This is a genomic window from Mycobacterium sp. TH-M116, from assembly GCF_057473685.1.
In genome coordinates this window covers 13,292-31,513 of the sequence record NZ_JBYCLC010000164.1, presented here as the reverse complement: position 1 = coordinate 31,513, position 18,222 = coordinate 13,292, and the positions used below count along the sequence as shown (strand labels likewise).

Annotated in this window: 16 protein-coding genes; 10 read left to right on the top strand and 6 right to left on the bottom strand. The window is 69.0% G+C overall.

The features are described from left to right. Positions 1–238 precede the first annotated feature (238 nt). Complete coding sequence (locus tag AC2VOK_RS08365; RefSeq protein WP_428900059.1) at positions 239–1,228, top strand: alpha/beta fold hydrolase; 990 nt, start codon at positions 239–241, stop codon at positions 1,226–1,228. A 24-nt stretch (positions 1,229–1,252) separates the two neighbouring features. Here the strand turns inward: AC2VOK_RS08365 and AC2VOK_RS08360 are convergent, their stop codons facing one another. The 3 genes from AC2VOK_RS08360 to AC2VOK_RS08350 all read right to left on the bottom strand — a co-directional run bounded on the left by AC2VOK_RS08360 (position 1,253) and on the right by AC2VOK_RS08350 (position 5,033). Next, entirely contained in the window at positions 1,253–2,644 is a 1,392-nt protein-coding gene (locus AC2VOK_RS08360; RefSeq protein WP_428900054.1) for a flavin monoamine oxidase family protein, read from the bottom strand. Positions 2,645–2,724: 80 nt separating this feature from the next. After that, positions 2,725–3,849, bottom strand: a complete 1,125-nt coding sequence (locus AC2VOK_RS08355) for an Rv3169 family protein (RefSeq protein WP_428900053.1) — start codon at positions 3,847–3,849, stop codon at positions 2,725–2,727. After that, a complete protein-coding gene (locus AC2VOK_RS08350; protein WP_428900052.1) occupies positions 3,849–5,033 on the bottom strand; it encodes a phosphotransferase family protein in 1,185 nt (394 codons plus the stop codon). The genes AC2VOK_RS08355 and AC2VOK_RS08350 overlap by 1 nt, the downstream gene beginning before the upstream one ends. Before the next feature lie 104 nt (positions 5,034–5,137). On the opposite strand from AC2VOK_RS08350, the gene AC2VOK_RS08345 reads away from it, so the two are divergent. Together AC2VOK_RS08345 and AC2VOK_RS08340 are read left to right on the top strand one after the other, a co-directional pair. Further along, complete coding sequence (locus AC2VOK_RS08345) at positions 5,138–5,764, top strand: TetR/AcrR family transcriptional regulator (protein WP_428900051.1); 627 nt, start codon at positions 5,138–5,140, stop codon at positions 5,762–5,764. Then, on the top strand, positions 5,761–6,648 hold the full coding sequence (locus tag AC2VOK_RS08340) for an SDR family NAD(P)-dependent oxidoreductase (protein WP_428900050.1): 888 nt from the start codon (positions 5,761–5,763) through the stop codon (positions 6,646–6,648). The genes AC2VOK_RS08345 and AC2VOK_RS08340 overlap by 4 nt, the downstream gene beginning before the upstream one ends. A gap of 20 nt (positions 6,649–6,668) precedes the next feature. Here AC2VOK_RS08340 and AC2VOK_RS08335 read toward each other — a convergent pair whose 3' ends face one another. Beyond that, positions 6,669–8,042, bottom strand: a complete 1,374-nt coding sequence (locus AC2VOK_RS08335) for a 13E12 repeat family protein (RefSeq protein WP_428900058.1) — start codon at positions 8,040–8,042, stop codon at positions 6,669–6,671. 265 nt (positions 8,043–8,307) lie between these two features. Between AC2VOK_RS08335 and AC2VOK_RS08330 the strand changes: the two genes are divergently transcribed. The 7 genes from AC2VOK_RS08330 to AC2VOK_RS08300 all read left to right on the top strand — a co-directional run bounded on the left by AC2VOK_RS08330 (position 8,308) and on the right by AC2VOK_RS08300 (position 14,988). Beyond that, complete coding sequence (locus AC2VOK_RS08330) at positions 8,308–9,258, top strand: DUF4129 domain-containing protein (RefSeq protein WP_428900049.1); 951 nt, start codon at positions 8,308–8,310, stop codon at positions 9,256–9,258. Further along, a complete protein-coding gene (locus AC2VOK_RS08325; protein ID WP_428900048.1) occupies positions 9,255–9,737 on the top strand; it encodes a hypothetical protein in 483 nt (160 codons plus the stop codon). The genes AC2VOK_RS08330 and AC2VOK_RS08325 overlap by 4 nt, the downstream gene beginning before the upstream one ends. Next, positions 9,734–10,735: an AAA family ATPase gene (locus AC2VOK_RS08320; protein ID WP_428900047.1), complete on the top strand. Its 1,002-nt coding sequence runs from the start codon at positions 9,734–9,736 to the stop codon at positions 10,733–10,735. Before AC2VOK_RS08325 ends, AC2VOK_RS08320 begins: the two co-directional genes overlap by 4 nt. Further along, positions 10,732–11,994: a DUF58 domain-containing protein gene (locus AC2VOK_RS08315; RefSeq protein WP_428900046.1), complete on the top strand. Its 1,263-nt coding sequence runs from the start codon at positions 10,732–10,734 to the stop codon at positions 11,992–11,994. Before AC2VOK_RS08320 ends, AC2VOK_RS08315 begins: the two co-directional genes overlap by 4 nt. After that, positions 11,991–12,449 (top strand): hypothetical protein, encoded by a 459-nt coding sequence (locus AC2VOK_RS08310; RefSeq protein WP_428900045.1) that lies wholly within the window; start codon positions 11,991–11,993, stop codon positions 12,447–12,449. Before AC2VOK_RS08315 ends, AC2VOK_RS08310 begins: the two co-directional genes overlap by 4 nt. Next, positions 12,406–12,741 carry a hypothetical protein gene (locus AC2VOK_RS08305; RefSeq protein ID WP_428900044.1) on the top strand — a complete coding sequence of 112 codons (336 nt, stop codon included), beginning with the start codon at positions 12,406–12,408 and terminating at the stop codon, positions 12,739–12,741. Before AC2VOK_RS08310 ends, AC2VOK_RS08305 begins: the two co-directional genes overlap by 44 nt. A 204-nt stretch (positions 12,742–12,945) precedes the next feature. Next, positions 12,946–14,988 (top strand): PPE family protein, encoded by a 2,043-nt coding sequence (locus AC2VOK_RS08300; RefSeq protein WP_428900043.1) that lies wholly within the window; start codon positions 12,946–12,948, stop codon positions 14,986–14,988. 64 nt (positions 14,989–15,052) lie between these two features. Here the strand turns inward: AC2VOK_RS08300 and nuoN are convergent, their stop codons facing one another. Beyond that, complete coding sequence (nuoN, locus tag AC2VOK_RS08295) at positions 15,053–16,648, bottom strand: NADH-quinone oxidoreductase subunit NuoN (RefSeq protein WP_428900057.1); 1,596 nt, start codon at positions 16,646–16,648, stop codon at positions 15,053–15,055. Then, the gene (locus tag AC2VOK_RS08290; RefSeq protein WP_428900042.1) at positions 16,648–18,222 is read right to left on the bottom strand and encodes an NADH-quinone oxidoreductase subunit M; all 1,575 of its coding nucleotides are present in this window, start codon (positions 18,220–18,222) and stop codon (positions 16,648–16,650) included. Before AC2VOK_RS08290 ends, nuoN begins: the two co-directional genes overlap by 1 nt.

The following is an 18,222-nucleotide window of genomic DNA, read 5'->3' as shown; positions in this document are numbered from 1 at the left end:
CGGACTTCGGCCGGATCGAGCATTATTCTGCTGTCGACAACCGAGGTCTCCCTGCGCGTGCCGAATAGGACCGCCGATCAAGGGGATTCGCCTCGGTAATTCGGCGAATATGCCGGAATTGCCGACCGCGTCACGTTAAACTCTCGGAATCCTGAACCGCGGCAGCGTGGCCGCATTGGAGGTGGCCGCAGTGGAGGTGTCCGCAGTGGAGGTGGCCGCAGTGGACGGGGAGAGCGGTATGCGTCCCGGGCGATCCACCCGCGGCGGCGACGCGCGGGCGGACGCTCCGTCGGACGCTCCGTCGGACGACCTGCCGCCGAGCCGAGCGCTGACGGTACGCGCGGCCGACGGCACCCCGCTGCACGTGGAGGTGTTCGGTCCCGCGGACGGCTATCCGATCGTGCTCACGCACGGCATCACCTGCGCGATTCGGGCGTGGGGGTACCAGATCGCCGACCTGGCCGCCGACCACAGGGTGATCGCTTTCGACCACCGGGGTCACGGGCGCAGCGGCGTCCCGCGCGGCAACGGCTATACCCTCAAAGCCCTCGCGTCGGACCTCGATTGCGTGCTGGAGGCGACTCTGGCGCCGTACGAACGCGCTATGGTGGCCGGTCATTCGATGGGGGGCATCGCGATCGTCGCCTGGTCCGCGCGGTACCGCCACAAGGTGCAGCGGCGCGCCGACGCGGTGGCCCTGATCAACACCACGACCGGCGACCTGGTCAGCAAGGTGAGCCTGTTACCGGTGCCGCGCAGCCTGTCGCCGGCGCGGGACCTGGTAGCGCGCGGACTGATCAGCGCGTTCGGCGGGTTCCCGCTGCCCGGGGTTGCCCGCATCCCGAGTCGCCGCCTGATCGCGATGCTCGCCGTTGCCAAAGACGCGGACCCGGGCGCGGCGAGGCGTGTCCACGAGTTGTTCGCGCAGACCCCGCCCGCTGGGCGCGGCGGTTGTGCTCGGATGCTCGTCGGGTCGCTGGGGTCGCGGTACCTCGACCTGGACGGTCTGACCGTGCCGACCCTGGTGATCGGCAGCGAGCGCGACCGCCTGACGCCCTTTTGCCAGTCCCGCGTGATCGCAAGCACTGCTCCCAACGTGGTGGGCCTCGTCGAACTGGCCGGCGGTCACTGCTCGTTACTGGAGCAGCCCGCCGAAGTGACCCGGCATCTGCGCAAACTCGTCGCATCGGTCAACGGCGACGTGCGGCTGCGGAGCGTCAGTTCATAGCGCGGCGGGTCACAGTACGGCGGGTCACAGCAGGGCGGCGACCTCGGCGGCCGCGCGGCGGCCGGATCGTACGGCGCCGTCCAAGAATCCGGTCCACTCGTCGGCGGTTTCGGTACCGGCCCAGTGGATCCGGCCGATCGGCCGGCGCAGGTACGGTCCGAACCGGGTCCACGACCGCGGCGGCACCGCCGCCGTCGGACCACCGGGTCCGAATTCCTCTGTCCCCCAGCGATAGTCAACGTAGTCGAGGGGTTTGAGCGCATCACTGCCGAACAGCGACGCGAAGCAGCGCAACGCGTCGCGGCGGCGTTCCTCGGCGGGTAGCGAGTCGAACGCGCGGGCGTCGACGAACCCCATCAGGATGCCCGGCCCATCGGCGTGCGGGCTGAGGTCAAAGGTGATGAAGACGGGGCCTTGGTCCGATAGCGCCTGACCGGAGTATCCGGTGGCCCTCCAGAACGGCGTGGAGTAGGCCGCATAGGCCTTGCTGAGACGGCCCTGCGGCCAGTGCCGGGCAAGTTGGTCGTACTCCTTGGGCAGCGGGGGAGTGAACTCGATGGCGGAGCGGTGGGCAGGTGGGACGGCAACGACGACGAATCGGGCCTCGGCCAGGCCCCGGTCGGACGTGACCGTGATGCCGGTGTCGTGGCGCTCGATGCACCGCACCGGCGCGTCGAGCACGACACGTGCGCCCAATTCGGCCGCCATCGCCTCGGCGATCTGCTGCGTGCCGCCCGGAAAACGGTCCTGCTGGGCACCGTTTTCGACGTCCAGGAGGCGGTCCAGGCCCCCGGCGGCGCGCAGGTAGCGGGCCGCGTGCAGCATCGACACGTCATCGGGCTCGCATCCCCAGGTCACCCGGGCCATGATCGCCAGCAGGTCGCGGGAGGACTCGGAGGCGCGCACCGCGCGCAACCAGTCGCCGAGCGACTGGGAGTCCAACTCGCGGGCGCGGCGCGCGTCCCAGGGGGCCGCCAGCGGGATGCCGCGGGCGATCCGCTCGAACTGCCAGTGCAGCCGGCCGATGTCGATCAGCCCGGCCAGCGAAAGCTTGGGGATGGTGCCGCGGTAGGGCCGCGCCCACCCGCGCCACTGGATGATGCTGCTGCCGTCGTGGTGAGTTGCGGCGGTCGGGATCTGCAGCTCGGCGGCCAACGCCAGCACCGCGTCCTGGGTGGGGCCGACGAAGGTTCCGCCCATGTCGGCGGGCAGCCCCGCGACGCTGCCGGTGAACGAGCGGCCGCCGACCCGGTTGCGGCCCTCGAAGACCACCACGTCATGACCCCGTCGGGTCAGCTCCCGCGCAGCGACCAGGCCCGCAAAGCCGGCACCGACCACGACGACGTCGGCGTTCCGGGGGTCGGCGTTCCGGGGGTCGGCGTTCCGGGGTTCGGCGTTCGGCGGCGGATCTGTCACGCCGTTCAGTGAACCGCACTCGGGAGAGAATGCCCAGCGCCAAGGGGCTTCAGGGGGCTTCAGGGGTGCTTCAGGGGGCTTCAGGGGGCGACTGACAACCAGTCGGCGAACCCGGACGGGTCGTGGCGGCCCAGCGCACCGTGCTCGTAGAGCCCCCAGCCCTCCACCGGGTCCGCGTCGCCGTCGCGGCACAGTGCGCGGCCCACGTGGTCGATGACGCCGAAACCGGAACGGGCGACAATCGCCGGGTCCGTCATGTCGTAGGTCAGCCGTTCGACGAACTTCTCCCCCTTCCACACGCCGTGCAGCCAGTCCGAGTCACCGCCATAGCCGCCGCCGACGTGGATGGGGACGGGCAGCTTGGACTCGACGTCGAAGTGCACCGGGGTGCCGTCCGGGGCGGTGGCGTCGATCGTCGCCCCGGTCGGGATGCGGGTGCCGGAGCGGTAGTGGATTTTCACTCGCGGCCAGCCCAGCTGCTCGACACGGCCGTCGCGCCAGATTCGGGTGCAGTCGTTGAGCGAGCGGAACCCGTCGGGCGCCTCCTGGATGATCAGCACGATCGCGAAGTCGTCGAACGCCATCGGTACGTACAGCCACCACATGCCCTCGAAGGGCGGGTCGGCGGGCCGGCCCGCCGGCTCGGGCTCGCCGATCGGCCGGATGCCCCAGGACCGGTCGCGGCTGCCGATCCAGGTCGCCGGGTCGACGGCGATCTCGTCGCCGTCGATCACGAGGTGGCCGCTCCAGGCGCCGAGTTGGGCGAACCGCTGTGCGTCCAGCGTCACCCGGTTGCCGGATCGCATCAGGTGCGGCTGCTCCTGCACGACGTCGAACAGGCCTTCCCACGTGAGATCAGCTGCGATGCCGTCGGTTTCGTCGAGGATCAGGCGCAGTGTGCGCAGCGGCTCGACGACCTCGATGCGGTATCCGTTGACACGCTGGTTGAGCCGATCTTGGTCGATGGCGTCGGACAGGTGCACCGCGGTCTGCGTGTCCCCGCGCCGGACGAGTACGAACGCGTCCTTGACGCCCAAGTTCGGGTAGTAGCCGATGCCGCTGATGACGAAGATGTCCCCGGTGCGGTCGTGCGCGTTGAAGTAGGAGCGATCGTAGAAATTGCGGTCCGAGGGCCCCGGCCACGCGATGGGCTGGGGGATCTGGTGGACCGGGAATTCGTCGAGCGGGCCAAGTATTTGCCGCATCACTGGTCCTCTCCGATGAGACGCTCGCCAATTGAACGGCGCATCAGTCCGGCGTGGTAGAACAGCGATTCGACATCATCGGGTCTCTCGGTCTCACCGAAGTGCACCCGCCGGGCTCCGGTGCGCATGAACACGCACGCCCACATCACGCCCGAGTAGACGTAGAACCAGTTCAGGTCGCCGACCTCGACGCCGGTGAGCTGGCGATAGGTGGCGCGGACATCCTCCTCGCGCATCACCTCGGGCAGCCCGGGCAGTCCCGCGAGGCCGGTGAGTTCTTGAAATACCATGTGCGCGTATATCATCCATGCCACGTCAAGTTCGCGTGGGCCTAGCGTCACCATCTCCCAGTCGAGCACCGCCACCGGGTGGAAGTCGCGGTACAACACATTGCCCACCCGGGCGTCGCCCCACAGCAGGACGGGTTCGGTGGCGGCCGCCTCGGCCGGCCAGTGGGTTTCGAGCCACTCGAAGGTCCGCTCCAGCAGCGGTGAGCGGCCGATGTCGGGCACCGCGAAGTCGTACCAGGACCGCACCCAATTGACGTGTCGGCGCAGCGCGGTGTCACCCCCGAAAACCTTGGAGCTCTCGGCGAGAAACCCGAATTCCGCGGTGGCGTTGGGTATTGCGTGCAGCTTGGCCAGCACCCCGACGGTGGCGTCCTGCAGTTCGCGCTGGCGTTCGGCGGGCGCGTCTGCGAACCAGTTGTTGCCGAACGTGTAGGGCATGACGTCGGGCGGCACCATGCCGTCGACGTAGTCCATCACGAAGAAGGGCGTGCCCAGTACAGTGCCGGTGGGTTCCAGCCAGCGGACCGGCGGAACGGGGACGTCGCTGAGTTCGCCGACCTTTCGTATCACCTCGAATTGGTGATCGAGCCGATAGGTGGGGAAGACCTGCACGTCCTCGGCGGCGGGAGCCACCCGGGTCACCAGCTTCTGTTCGGTCTGCTGCCCGTCCTGGCGCCAGCGGGCGGTCACGATGATGGTTTCCGATGACATGCCCGTGGAGTCCACGCCGCTCTCGACGGTCACCTCCGGCGTCGCCCCGCCGGGCAGGACGGTGGACAGCCACCGCGACATCACCCCCGGCAGGGCGGTGATGTCGCGGCTGGAGCGCTGCATGCGGTCGATCTTGTCGAGGACAGGCTCGTCGGCCACGGGTGCCTCCGTTCTTTGGGACATGCTTTGGGACATGCTTTGGGACATGCTTTGGGACATGCTTTGAGAAATTCTTTAAGAAATGTTCACGGCCTCTTCGCGGCAATTACGATACGTTAGGTAGCGTTATGAAAGCAGACCCGTCCGCCCTTGACAAGGCTCCCTGTGCCGGCCCCGGTTCCGCCCCTGGCGCCGGCCGGCCGCGGGACCCGCGCATCGATTCGGCCATCTTATCCGCGACCGCGGAACTGCTTGTGCGGATTGGCTATTCGAATCTGAGCCTGGCCGCGGTCGCAGAGCGTGCGGGCACCACGAAATCCGCGCTGTACCGGCGGTGGTCGAGCAAGGCCGAGCTGGTGCACGAGGCGGCTTTCCCGACGGCTCCCACCGCGCTGGAGGCGCCGGCCGGCGACATCGCCGCCGACGTCCGGATGATGATCGAGGCCACCCGCGACGTTTTCACCACGCCGGTGGTGCGCGCCGCGCTGCCCGGTCTGGTAGCCGACATGACCGCCGACCCCGTCCTCAACGCGCGGGTCATGTCCCGCTTCGTCGACCTGTTCGCCGCGGTGCGCCTGCGGTTGGGCGAGGCCGTCAAGCGGGGTGAGGCGCACGACGATGTGGACCCCGACCGATTGATCGAGTTGATCGGGGGAGCGACGATGCTGCGGATGCTGTTGCGCCCGGAGGACGAACTCGACGATGCGTGGGTGGAGCAGACCACCGCCATCGTCGTGCACGGTGTGCGGCGATGACGAGGCGGCTTGCGGGGCGGGCCGCGATCGTCACCGGCGCCAGCCGCGGCCTGGGCGGCGCGATCGCCGCGGCGCTCGCGGCAGAGGGCGCGGCCGTAGCGGTCGCGGGCCGAACCGAGCAGGTGTGGGACGAGCGGCTGCCCGGGACCATCGGCGAGACGGTCGCCGCGATCGAGTCTGCCGGTGGCCGCGCGGTCGCGGTGCGGGCCGACCTGACCGACCCGGACGATATCCCCCGGTTGGTGGATTCGGCGCGAGATGCCCTGGGGCCCATCACGATCCTGGTGAACAATGCGGCCTTCACTGCGCCGGGGCGCCCGCGGGCACCGGGCGCGGCGCCGCGCGCCAAGCCGACGGCGGGGATGGCGAAGACGCCCGACGCGGCCGGCGCCAAACCCGGCTGGCCCGGGTTCGTCAGCATCCCCCTGGCCGCGTATCGCCGGCACTTCGAGATCGCGGTCTTCGCCGCCTACGAGCTGATGCAACGGGTGTGCCGCGACATGATCGACGCGGGCGGGGGCGCGATCGTCAACATCAGTTCGGTCGCGTCGCGAATGCCCGGCGACGGGCCCTACCCCGACCGCAGCGGGGCAGTGCTGCCCGGCTACGGCGGGTCGAAGGCGGCGCTCGAGCACCTCACCCAGTGCGCGGCCTACGACCTCGCCGACCACAACGTCGCGGTGAACGGGTTGTCGCCGTCCAAACCCATCCTGACCCCGGGCCTGGCATACTATGCGCGGGAATTCGGCGACACCTCCGAGGCCGATGAATTCGCCCGCGCCGCAGTCGAACTGGTGCTGGTCGATCCGGGCAAGGTCACCGGCCGCACGATCGGTCATCTGCAGGTCCTCGACGGTAGCTTCCGGCCGTTCGAGCGCGACTGAGCACGACGGGGATCCGGGCCTCAACCGGCGTCCCCGGCCGGCGGATCGGGATCGTTGCGCAGGAGCTCCTCGGGATGGTGAGCGTGGTTGATCCGCGGCGGACCGTCGACATCGGTCCAGCCGAGCCGCCCGTTGCCGGTGACTTCGGTGTGCCACTCGCCGCGGCTGGCCCCGCCGTGGTCGCGGCCGCAGGCGAAGAACAGGTGGTCCGCGTCGGTGCGGCCGCCCTGCGCCCACTCCGGCGAATGGTGCACTTCGCAGTGGTAGCCGGATTCCAGGCAGTCGGGACGGGTGCAGCCCCGGTCACGCGCGTAGCAGATGAGCCGCTGGTCGGCAGTCGCGAGCCGCTTCTGACGACCGAGGTACAGCGGCCGGCCGGTGTGCTCGTCGAACACGGCCAGATAATGAATGGCTCTGGCGGCCATGCGGATGAGGTCGGGCATCGGAAGCCTCGAGCCGCCGCCGGTGCGCGCCGGCGCGGGCAGCGGAACCGATTCGTCGGCGACCGCGACGGCGGCCCGGTCGAGTTCGGCCAGCGTGGTGGTGGCGATCACCGTCACGGCGTGGCCGCGGTGCACGCCGAGCCCACCGGAGGAGATCGCGGTTTCCAACCCGAGCTTGAGCGCGTCGTGGCAGCGCTGAGCGGGTGTGCGCTGGTCGCGGGTGCCGGGCTCGGCGCTGTCGCTCTGGTGGCGGCCCGGACGCACGGCAGCCTCGATGGCCTCGAAGTACGCCCGGGCCTCAGGGTCGAGCAACCCCGACAGCCGGGACATGCCGTCGGGCCCCTGCGGGCCCAGGCGCAGCGCGCGGCGGCGGGCCCGGTCCTCGTCTTTGAACAGGCCATCGGGATTGAGGTAGTCCGCGATCCGTTGGCCGAGCTTGGTGACGACGCCGGCATCGAGCTTCGTCGCATGCCCCACCAGCGTCCGCTCGGCCTCCGCGGAGTCGGAGACCGAAATGCAGGACGGCAGCACGTCGACCGCGTCGCACACCGCGCGGATGTGGTCCTCGCCGACCGTCCCCGACTCGACCGCGGCGGCCAGATATGGCAGTTTCGGCGCCACGGGCGGGCCCGTCAGCGAGCGGCGCGGCCTGATCCGTGCGGCCAGCCTGAAGCGGCGTTTGATTTCCCGCGGCGGGATGCGCAGCCGGGCCCAGAGCCTGTCGCGTAGCGCCGGGACGCACTCGCTGCCGTCGGGCGGTTCGGCGATCTCGGCGAAGAACCGGTACATCAGGCCGCGGTTGGTCCGGTGCTGGGTCTCGAGCCGCTCGGCGACGTCCACACGGAACTCGTTGCCCACCACATCCGAGCAGGTCGCCCGCAACACGTTGTGGGCGGCGTCGATCGCGTCCAGAGCGGCGCCGATCCGCTCGCGTGCCTGTTCGGGACTCATCGCGACCACGCCCCCACGCTATCGAATAAACGTTCGAGGAACGTCGCGGATTCCGCGCCCTGTGGATGAAATTCGGACTGTGGATGACGGCCGGGCGGACGCGCGGGCGGGCGGCGCAGGGGCTCCCGAGTTCTGGCGATGCCGCCGCCCGACGTGCGAGCCCGACGTGCGAGGATGACGGGCGAGCATGACGTGCGAGGATGACGTGCGAGGATGAAAAACCGAAGCCGCAACGGCGGCAGTTAACCGGTCGAGTGGTGTGCCGATGCCCGGTAGCGACAAACCGACGGCGCGGGTCGTGGCGCTGATCGTGCTCCTGCTCGTGGTCGCGACCGCGCTGCGCGGCTACCTTCCGGCCCACGACCGGGCCCCCCGCACCGAGGGGGGCAGCAACCCCGCGGCCTGGACGGCCGTCGTCGCGGCGCTGGCGGGGACGGTCACGCTGCTCGCGATCGCCGTCGTCGCGCGACTGCGCGATCCGCGAGGTGCCCCATCCAGTGGGCCGGACCTGCCCGTGCTGCTGCGCACCGGGACCGGCCGACCGAGCTGGCGGGTGCTCCTGGTCGCGCTCGGGGTGATCGCCGGTATGCTGCTGGCGCTGACGCTGCTGACCCGGATCGTGTCCGGGCACGGCGTCAGCCCGCCCGCGCCGGGGGTCACGAGCGCGTCGCCGCCGCCGGCGCACGCCGGAGCCCCGCCGCCCCGATTGCCCCCACCGGGCAACTCCGGCAGCATGTCCGGCGTCCTGATCGCCGGGACGTTGCCCCTGCTGCCGATCCTCGTCGTGGGCACGATTCTCGAGTCGAGACGGCGGCGCCGCGCCAAGGCTCCGGCCGCCACGACCGGGGGTGATCGCGAACCTGAGTCGCCGCAGACGAATTCGGGCTCGCTGGTTCTGGCCGCCGAGCGTGGTCTGGCCGAGATGGCAGACCTGCGGCGGGAACCGCGCGAGGCGATCATCGCATGCTACGCCGCCATGGAACGCGAGCTCGCTCGCGTTCCGGGCGCCGTCCCCCAGGATTTCGACACCCCGACCGAGGTGTTGGCCCGCGCCGTCGAACGCCATGCGCTGCACGCCGAGAACGCCATCCAGCTGGTCGACCTGTTCGCCGAGGCACGGTTCAGCCCGCACGTGATGAATGAAGGTCACCGCGACGTCGCGGTACGACTGCTGCGGTTGGTCCTCGGAGAACTGCGATCGGTCAGCCACGAATGAAAAGACTCTTCGGCCTGGGAACATTCCTCATCCTCAGTGTGGAGCTGCTGACGCTGGCCCTGCCCGATCGCGGGCTCGTGCTCACGGCCACCGGCGTCGCGCTGGCGCTGGCGCTGCTCAGCGTCCGCCGCGTCGTGGGTCGGCGGCTGCTACCCGACGACGACGCCGGCGCGGAGGACCTCGGGGAATCGCTGCGCCGCTGGGTCGCCAACACGGAGACGACGATCCGGTGGTCGGACTCGACGCGGGCGGACTGGGACCGGCACCTGCGGCCGATGCTGGCCCGACGCTACGAGATCGCGACCGGCCAAAGGCTTTCGAAGGACCCCGCCGCGTATCACGCCAGCGGCCGGATGCTGTTCGGAACCGAACTCTGGGAATGGGTCAACCCCAACAACGTCATTCGTGGCGGTGACCTGGCGCCCGGACCGGGCCGCGCAGCGCTGGAAACGATCCTACGGAAGTTGGAGCAGGTATGACGTTGCCCGCCGCGCTGCCGGCCGACAAGACTGCCGAGTACTGCGGCGCGGTGATCGACGAAATCGAACGCGTGGTGGTGGGCAAGCGCTCGGCGCTCGCGCTCATCCTCACCGCGGTGCTCGCCCGTGGGCATGTGCTGATCGAAGACCTGCCGGGTCTCGGCAAGACCCTCATCGCGCGATCCTTCGCTGCCGCGTTGGGACTCCGGTTCACCCGGATTCAGTTCACACCCGACCTGCTGCCGGCCGACCTGCTCGGCTCGACGATCTACGACATGCAGTCGGGCCACTTCGCTTTCCGCGCCGGGCCGATCTTCACCAATCTGCTGCTGGCCGACGAGATCAACCGCACCCCGCCCAAGACGCAGGCGGCGCTGTTGGAGGCGATGGCCGAAAGCCAGGTCAGCATCGACGGCGAAACACACCCATTGCCGACACCGTTCATCGTCCTGGCGACCGACAACCCGATCGAGTACGAGGGTACCTATCCGCTGCCCGAGGCGCAGCTTGATCGGTTCGCGATCCGGCTGGAACTGCGTTACCTCTCCGAGCGCGACGAAACCGCGATGCTGCGCCGTCGTCTGGAACGCGGTTCGGCCGAGCCGGTGGTCAATCAGGTGGTGGACGCGCACGACCTGCTCGCGATGCGCGAATCGGTCGAACAGGTGAGCGTGCATGACGACGTCCTGCGCTACGTGGTGTCGCTGGCCGCCGCCACCCGTCACCACCCGCAGGTCGCCGTCGGCGCCAGCCCCCGTGCCGAGCTCGACCTGGTCCAATTGGCCCGTGCTCGTGCGTTGTTGCTCGGGCGGGACTATGTGATTCCCGAAGACGTGAAGGCGCTGGCGACGCCGGCGATCGCACACCGGATCACCCTGCGGCCCGAGATGTGGGTGCGCAAGATCCAGGGCGCCGACGTCGTCGGAGAACTGTTGCGGCGCCTCCCGGTGCCGCGCACCGGTGGCGGGGACGGCCAAGCCCCGACGGTCCCGGAGTGACCGAGGTCCGCACGGCCGAGTTTCGCTGGCGCGCATCCCCGTTGACGCTGGCGATCGCGACGTGTGCGGGGGCTGCGCTGGTCGCCGCGGTGATCGGCGACCGGTGGCAACTGATCGCCTTCGCCGCGCCGCTGCTCGGTGTGCTGTGCTCGGTCAGCTGGCAGCATCCCGTGCCCCCGATCCGCGTGCACGGCGAACCCGGATCGCAGCGCTGCTTCGAAGACGAGCAGGTGCGGCTGCACGTGTCGGCAACTACCGGCGACGCGAAGGCCGTATGCGTCGAGCTGACGGTACCCGACGTCGCGGGCATGCGGTTGGAAGTCCTCGACTCCGAGTGCCGCTCGGCGAAAACCGTTGTGGCGAAGGCGCAGCGGTGGGGCCGGTATTCCATCAAGGCCCGTGTGGACGTGGTCGCGCGCGGCGGGCTGCTGGCCGGCACGGCCACCGTCGACGCCGCGGGTGTCATCGTGTTCCCGCTGGCGCCGCCGCAGTCGACGCCGATCCCGCAGACCGAGTTGCTCGACCGCCTGGGCTCCCACCTGACCCGGCATGCCGGCCCGGGCGTCGAATACGCCGATGTCCGGGCCTACGTGCCGGGCGACCAATTGCGGGCGGTGAACTGGCCGGTGAGCGCGCGCCGCCGCGCGTTGCATGTGACGAAACGGCTGACCGACCGCGCCGCCGACGTGGTGGTGCTGATCGACACCTATCGTCAGCCGGCCGGCCCGGCGACCAAGGCCGCCGAACGGACCGTACGCGGAGCGGCCCAGGTGGTGCAGACCGCGCTGCGGCACGGTGATCGCGCCGGGATCGTCGCCCTGGGCGGCAACCGCCCGCGCTGGCTCGGTGCCGACATCGGGCAGCGTCAGTTCTTCCGGGTGCTCGACACCGTGCTGGGCGCCGGTGAGCACTTCGAGGACACCACCGGCACCCTGGCGCCGCGCGCTGCGGTTCCGGCTGCGGCGATCGTCGTCGCGTTCTCGACGCTGCTCGACACCGAGTTCGCGCTGGCGTTGATCGACCTCCGCCGGCGCGGCCACGTCGTTCTGGCGGTCGACATCCTGGACAGGTCTCCGTTCCAGGGCGAGCGAGACCCCCTCGTGGACGAGTTGTGGGCGCTGCAGCGCTCTGCCATGTACCGCGACATGGCCACCGTCGGTGTCGACATCGTGCCGTGGCGGCAGGACACCGCCCTGGAGCAGTCCATCGGGGTGGCGGCCGACCGCGGGCATCGGGTGCAGGGACGGTTGCGGGGATGAACGCGGGCAGTGCGGGCGCGGCCCGGGTGGGCATACCCGTCGTATCGGTCGCGTCCGGACTGCTGATGGTGGGATCGGCCACCGTCGGCTTGCGCGGGCCGGCGCTGGTCGCGGGCGCGGCGGCGTTGACCGCTGTGGCGCTCGGGACGGTGTTTCGCAGTGCCGCAACGCTTGCCGTGTTGCTCGTGGTCGTCACGATCGCGGTGTCCGGGCCACCGCCCGTACCCGTTGGCCTGGCGGGGCTGTGCGCCGCGGCGTATTTGGTGTCGCGTCACGCCGCCGGCGCGTCGGCGGCTGTCGTCATCGGCAGCAGGGCCACCTGGGTTTCCGCCCTGTGCTTCACGTCGGCCGGGTTGGTTGCGGTGTCGTTCCCGTTGCAGTTGCCGTGGCTGCCGCTGCTCGCGCCGCCGGGTGCGTTGGCGATTTTCGTGCTGGCCGCGCGGCCGTTCACGTAGCAACTTCGGCGTCGGCAACCTGGGCATCGACAACCTGGGCAACGTCAACCTGGGCATCGACAACCTGGGCAACGTCAACCTGGGCAACAACGACATCGGCTTCGGCAACAGCGGCAGCAACAACACGGGCTTCTCCAACTCCGGCAGCAACAACACGGGCTTCTCCAACTCCGGCAGCAACGATGCCGGCATCGCCAACACCGGGACCAACGACTCGGGTGCTCCCAACGCCGGCACCGACAATTCGGGCGCTTTCAACCGCAGCGACAGCCAATCCGGGCTCGTCAACTGATCGGGCTTCGGGTCCGGTTCACCAAATCAGCAGCTGTCGTTGGGTTTTTGGGAATGCTGACGCCGACTTGCAGGCGAAGTTCTGCGCAACACCAGCTTTACTCTTGTCGAATTCCATTCCGCGAGAGCATCTTCCGCTGCTGGGCGTTCTACGCTGGCTGTCGAACGGCTGACGCTGCACCCACCCACTTGAGGACACGCGCTGATGAGTTTCTTGACTGCTCCGCCGGAGGTCAATTCGCTGCTGATGTTCTCCGGTGCCGGTTCGGCGCCGATGCTGTCCGTCGCGGCGGTCTGGGATGGGTTGTCTTCGGAGTTGGGTACGGCCGCCGAGTCGTTCTCGTCGATCATCGCGAATCTGACCGGGCAGGCGTGGCAGGGTTCGTCTTCGGCGGCGATGATGGCCGCGGCGACTCCGTATTCGGGGTGGCTCGGCACGGCGGCGGCGTCGGCGGCGGGGACGGCGGCGCAGGCCAGGGCGGTGGCCGGGGTGTTCGAGGCGGCGTTGTCGGCGACGGTGCATCCGATGGTGGTGTCGGCCAACCGTTCCGGCCTGGTGCAGTTGGTGATGTCGAATCTGTTCGGGCAGAACGCGCCGGCGATCGCGGCCCTTGAAGGTCAGTACGAGCAGATGTGGGCCGCCGATGTGGCTGCGATGGTGGGCTATCACGGCGGGGCGTCGGCCGCGGTCGCGCAGCTGTCCTTGCTTCGGCTGCTGTGGCAGGGCCTGCCCGGCCCGGTCGCCGGTGCGGTCACCGCCGGCGCGGAGCCTGTACCGGCGGTGGCCATCGCGCCGTTGGGTGGTCCTGCGCCCTCGCTGACGCCCGAGCTGAAGCTGTTCGGCTCAACGTTCCCCAACCTCGACACGGGCCTCGGCAACATCGGCAGCTGGAATCTCGGCGGCGGCAACACCGGCGCCTTGAACTTCGGCGCCGGCGACATCGGCAGCCTGAACCTGGGCAGCGGCAACATCGGCAATCTGGACCTGGGCAGCGGCAACTTCGGCTTCGCCGACCTGGGCAGCGGCAACATCGGAAACACCAACATCGGGTGGGGGAACGTCGGCAGCCTGAACCTGGGCAGCGGCAACGACGGTTCGTTCAACTTCGGCTTCGGTAACGGGACGGGTGGCGGGCTCGCTACCAATGCGTCAGTCGGCGGTATCGGCGCCTTCGGTATCGGCAACGGAAACCTCGGCAGCGGGAACTCCGGCCGACTGAACTTCGGCGACGGGAACCTCGGGATCGAGAACTTCGGCTGGGGCAACCAGGGGAACTCCGACATCGGGTTCGGCAACCTCGGCAACGGCGATTTCGGCTTCGGTAACGCCGGCAGCAACGACATCGGCTTCAACCTTTCCGGCGACAACATGATCGGCATCGGCGGCCTGAACGCCGGCCTGAACAACATCGGGTTCGGTAACTCGGGCAACAACGACATCGGCTTCTTCAATTCCGGCAACGGCAACGTCGGAATCTTCAACTCCGGCAACGGCAACGTCGGGTTCGGCAACGCGGGCAACACCAACACCGGCTTCTGGAACGCGGGCAGCGCCGACACCGGTTTCGGCAACAGCGGCTCCCAGGACTTCGGGCTGTTCAATGCCGGCTCCAACGACATGGGTGGGTTCAACGCGGGCAGCTACAACGACGGCATGGCCAACGCGGGTTCGTACAACGCCGGCGGATTCAACGCGGGCGGTGCGATCGGTGCGGGCGGCGACGGCACCGGCTCGGATCTCGGCGGAAACACGGGCTTCTTCAACTCGGGCAGCCTCAACACCGGCCTGTTCAACTCCGGCGACCTCAATACGGGGCTGTACAACGCGGGAAGTGTCAACACCGGGCTGGGCAGCGCGATCACCCAGCCGGGCTCGGTCTCCGGCATTGACACGTCCGGCACCGACGTCTCCGGGTTCTCCAACTCCGGTGTGGACGTCTCCGGCTACCAGAACACCAGCACCGGCTCCCTCGGGACTCCGACGGCGGGCTTCGGCAATACCGGCGACAGCAACGTCGGCATCGCCAACTCGGGCACCGAGCTGACCGGCATCGCCAACACGGGGACCAACAACGTCGGCATCTCCAACTCCGGCGCGAACAACTCCGGCATCGGCAACTCGGCCACCAACGGCCTGACCCGCCCGACCTACACCTCCGGTGTCGGGAACTCCGGCGACGACAGTTCCGGCCTTTTCAACCTCGGCGGACACGGCCCCGACTCTTCGACGGTGGCCAAGAAACTCTGAATCCGACTTGCCCTTCAGGGCATTTGGGGCGGCAGCTTCAGTGCAGGCTGCTTCAGTTCAGGCTTCAGTGCAGCAGGTGGGCGGCGTGATCAGCCAGGTCCAGCAGCGGCTGCGGGAAGATTCCCAGCGCCACGGTGACCACCACGCAGACGGCGATCGCGGCCTTGCTGAGGATGCCGGGAGCGACCACGTGGGCCGTGTCGCCGGTCGCCTCGGTGAAGAACATCGAAACGATCACGCGCACATAGAAATACGCCGCCACCCCGCTGGCGATCACACCGACGACCACCAGCGGCGCCGCCCCACCCTGGGCGGCGGCCCGGAACACGGCGAGCTTGCTGACGAATCCGCTGGTCAGCGGGATACCGGCGAAGGCCAGCAGCAGAATCGAGAATGTCACGCCTACGAGGGGTGAGCGCCGCCCGAGCCCGGCCCAGTGGGACACGGTGGCGTCCTCGACGCCGTCGGCGTCGCGGACCAGGCCCACGACGGCGAATGCCCCCATCGTGCTGAAGCTGTAGGCGAGCAGGTAGAACAACGTGGCCGACAGACCGGAATGGTTGTCGGCGATGACACCGGTGAGGATGAATCCCACGTGGGCGACCGAGGAGTAGGCCAGCAGTCGCTTGACGTCGGTCTGGTTCACCGCGGTGATCGTGCCCACCGCCATGGTGAGGATGGAGATCGTCCACAACACCGGGCGCCACTGGTCGTGCAGCGGCGGCAGCGCCACGTAGACCACCCGCAGCAGCGCGCCGAACGCCGCGACCTTGGTTGCCGCCGCCATGAATCCGGTGACCGGGGTGGGGGCGCCCTGGTAGACGTCGGGAATCCAGGAGTGGAAGGGGACCGCGCCGACCTTGAACAGCAAGCCGACCGAGAGCAGCGCGACACCGACCAGTGCCATCGACGTATCGCCGTGGGCGCCAAGCGCTTTGCGGATACCGGGCAGCAGCAGCGTGCCGGTCGCGCCGTAGATCAGCGCCACGCCGTAGAGGAAGAACGCCGACGAGAAAGCGCCCAGCAGGAAGTATTTCATCGCCGACTCCTGCGACAACAGTCGGCGATGACGGGCCAGCCCACAGATCAGGTACAGGGGCAGCGACAGCACTTCCAGCGCGACGAACATGGTCAGCAGGTCGTTGGACGCGGGGAACACCATCATGCCGCCGACCGACAGCATCGTCAGCGGGAAAAGTTCCGTCTGTGCGGCCCCTGCCCGCTCGGCCTCGATCTCGGCGTCGCTGCCGGGCACCGCGAAGGCCTGCGGGGTGAACGAATCCAGGCCGGCCGCCCGTGAAGCGCCCCCTGAAACTCCCAGGGCCACCGTGCTTAACGCCTTGGTCTGCGTGCGTTCGGCCATGAAGACGACCGCCAGCACGGCCACCAGCAGCACCGTGCCCTGCAGGTACAGCGCAGTGCGGTCGACGGCCATCGCGCCCAGCACCGCGGCGCGCCCGCACGGGCACACCGAGCGGCTCACCACGACGACCGCGACGAACGCCGCCACCAAACCACCGAGAGCAAGGCTCACCTGGGCGCCGTAGCGGAACCTGCGCGGCACGAACGCCTCGGCCAGCACGCCGGCCACCGCGACGCCGAACACGATGAGCATCGGGCTCAGCAGGAAGTACTCGATGCTGGGGGAGGGGAGCAGGATCATCGATGCGGTCCTTCGGCTGTGCGGGGTAGACCGGTGCCCGGGGGCACGCTCGGCGCGGGATCGTGCTGGCCGATGGTGGTCATCGTGTTGGCGACGGCCGGGTTGATCAACTCCAGCACCGGCTTGGGGTAGACCCCGAGACCGATCAGCAGCGCGATCAACGGGGTCACGACGAGCAGTTCACGCGGCTTGAGGTCGGTGATCTTCTCGTTGCCCGCTGCCACCGGTCCGGTCATCACCCGCTGGTAGAGCCACAGCATGTAGACGGCCGACAGGACCAGTGCGGTGACCCCGAACGCGCCGGCCAGCCAGTACCGGTTGAAAGTGCCCAGCAGGACCAGGAATTCGCTGACGAACGGCGCCAGCCCGGGCAGCGACAGGGTGGCCATGCCGGCCACCAGGAAGGTTCCCGCCAGCACCGGCGCCACCTTCTGCACCCCCCCGTAGTCGGCGATCAACCGGCTTCCGCGCCGCGTCACCAGGAACCCGGCGATCAGGAACACCGCCGCCGTCGACAGGCCGTGGTTGAGCATGTACAGCGTCGACCCGCTCTGGCCCTGGCTGGTCATCACGAAGATGCCCGCGATGATGAACCCGAAGTGCGAGATCGAGGTGTAGGCGATCAGGCGCATCATGTCTTTCTGGCCGATCGCCACGACGGCGCCGTAGATGACGCCGACGATGGCCAACGTCACGATCAGCGGCCGGAAATACGCCGAGGCATCGGGAAACAGTTGCAGGCAGTAGCGCAGCATGCCGAAGGTGCCGACCTTGTCCATCACCGCCGTGATCAACACCGCGGTCGCGGGCGTGGCCTCCACACAGGCGTCGGGCAGCCACCGGTGGAACGGCCACAGCGGCGCCTTGATCGCGAAGGCGAACATGAAGCCTGCGAACAGCGCCTTGAGCACTGCGGGATCGGCGCCCAGGCGCCCGTTCTGCACCGCGTCGACGATGGTCCGGAAGTCGAAGGTGCCCGAACCGTGCTGCGCGGTCACCACGTACAGCCCGATCACCGCGGCCAGCATGATCAGCCCGCCGAACAGGTTGTACAGCAGGAACTTCACCGCGGCGCGGGAGCGGCCCGAACCCTGACCGAAGCCGCCGATCAGGAAGTACATCGGGATCAGCATGGCCTCGAAGAACACGTAGAACAGCAGCACGTCCAGGGCGATCACCGAGATCAGCACCATCGACTCGATCACCAGCGTCAGGGCGATGTAGGTGTGGACACCCCGCGTGCGCTCGCCACCGTCGTTCCAGCCGGCCACCTGCAGCACCGGAATCAGCACGACGGTCAGCAGCACCAGCACCACGGCGATGCCGTCCACGCCCAGGGTGTAGCCGGCCCCGAACGACGGTATCCACGAATGGCTTTCGACGAACTGGTACGCGGCGCCCCCGGGCTTGAAACCCGCGGTGACCACGAGCGCCACCGCCAGCGTCAGCAGGCCGAACAGCAGGCCGACCCACTTGGCGAGCTGCCGCAGCCCGGGTGGCAGCAGGATGACCAGCGCGGCACCCGCCAGCGGCACCAGCCACAGAATGCTCAGCCAGGGGACGTTACCCAT

Coding starts and splice junctions, on each gene's coding strand:
- AC2VOK_RS08365 (WP_428900059.1), top strand. CDS start 239: ATGCGTCCCGGGCGATCCACCCGCGGCGGCGACGCGCGGGCGGACGCT.
- AC2VOK_RS08355 (WP_428900053.1), bottom strand. CDS start 3,849: ATGCGGCAAATACTTGGCCCGCTCGACGAATTCCCGGTCCACCAGATC.
- AC2VOK_RS08350 (WP_428900052.1), bottom strand. CDS start 5,033: ATGTCCCAAAGAACGGAGGCACCCGTGGCCGACGAGCCTGTCCTCGAC.
- AC2VOK_RS08345 (WP_428900051.1), top strand. CDS start 5,138: ATGAAAGCAGACCCGTCCGCCCTTGACAAGGCTCCCTGTGCCGGCCCC.
- AC2VOK_RS08340 (WP_428900050.1), top strand. CDS start 5,761: ATGACGAGGCGGCTTGCGGGGCGGGCCGCGATCGTCACCGGCGCCAGC.
- AC2VOK_RS08335 (WP_428900058.1), bottom strand. CDS start 8,042: ATGAGTCCCGAACAGGCACGCGAGCGGATCGGCGCCGCTCTGGACGCG.
- AC2VOK_RS08330 (WP_428900049.1), top strand. CDS start 8,308: ATGCCCGGTAGCGACAAACCGACGGCGCGGGTCGTGGCGCTGATCGTG.
- AC2VOK_RS08325 (WP_428900048.1), top strand. CDS start 9,255: ATGAAAAGACTCTTCGGCCTGGGAACATTCCTCATCCTCAGTGTGGAG.
- AC2VOK_RS08320 (WP_428900047.1), top strand. CDS start 9,734: ATGACGTTGCCCGCCGCGCTGCCGGCCGACAAGACTGCCGAGTACTGC.
- AC2VOK_RS08310 (WP_428900045.1), top strand. CDS start 11,991: ATGAACGCGGGCAGTGCGGGCGCGGCCCGGGTGGGCATACCCGTCGTA.
- AC2VOK_RS08300 (WP_428900043.1), top strand. CDS start 12,946: ATGAGTTTCTTGACTGCTCCGCCGGAGGTCAATTCGCTGCTGATGTTC.
- AC2VOK_RS08290 (WP_428900042.1), bottom strand. CDS start 18,222: ATGGGTAACGTCCCCTGGCTGAGCATTCTGTGGCTGGTGCCGCTGGCG.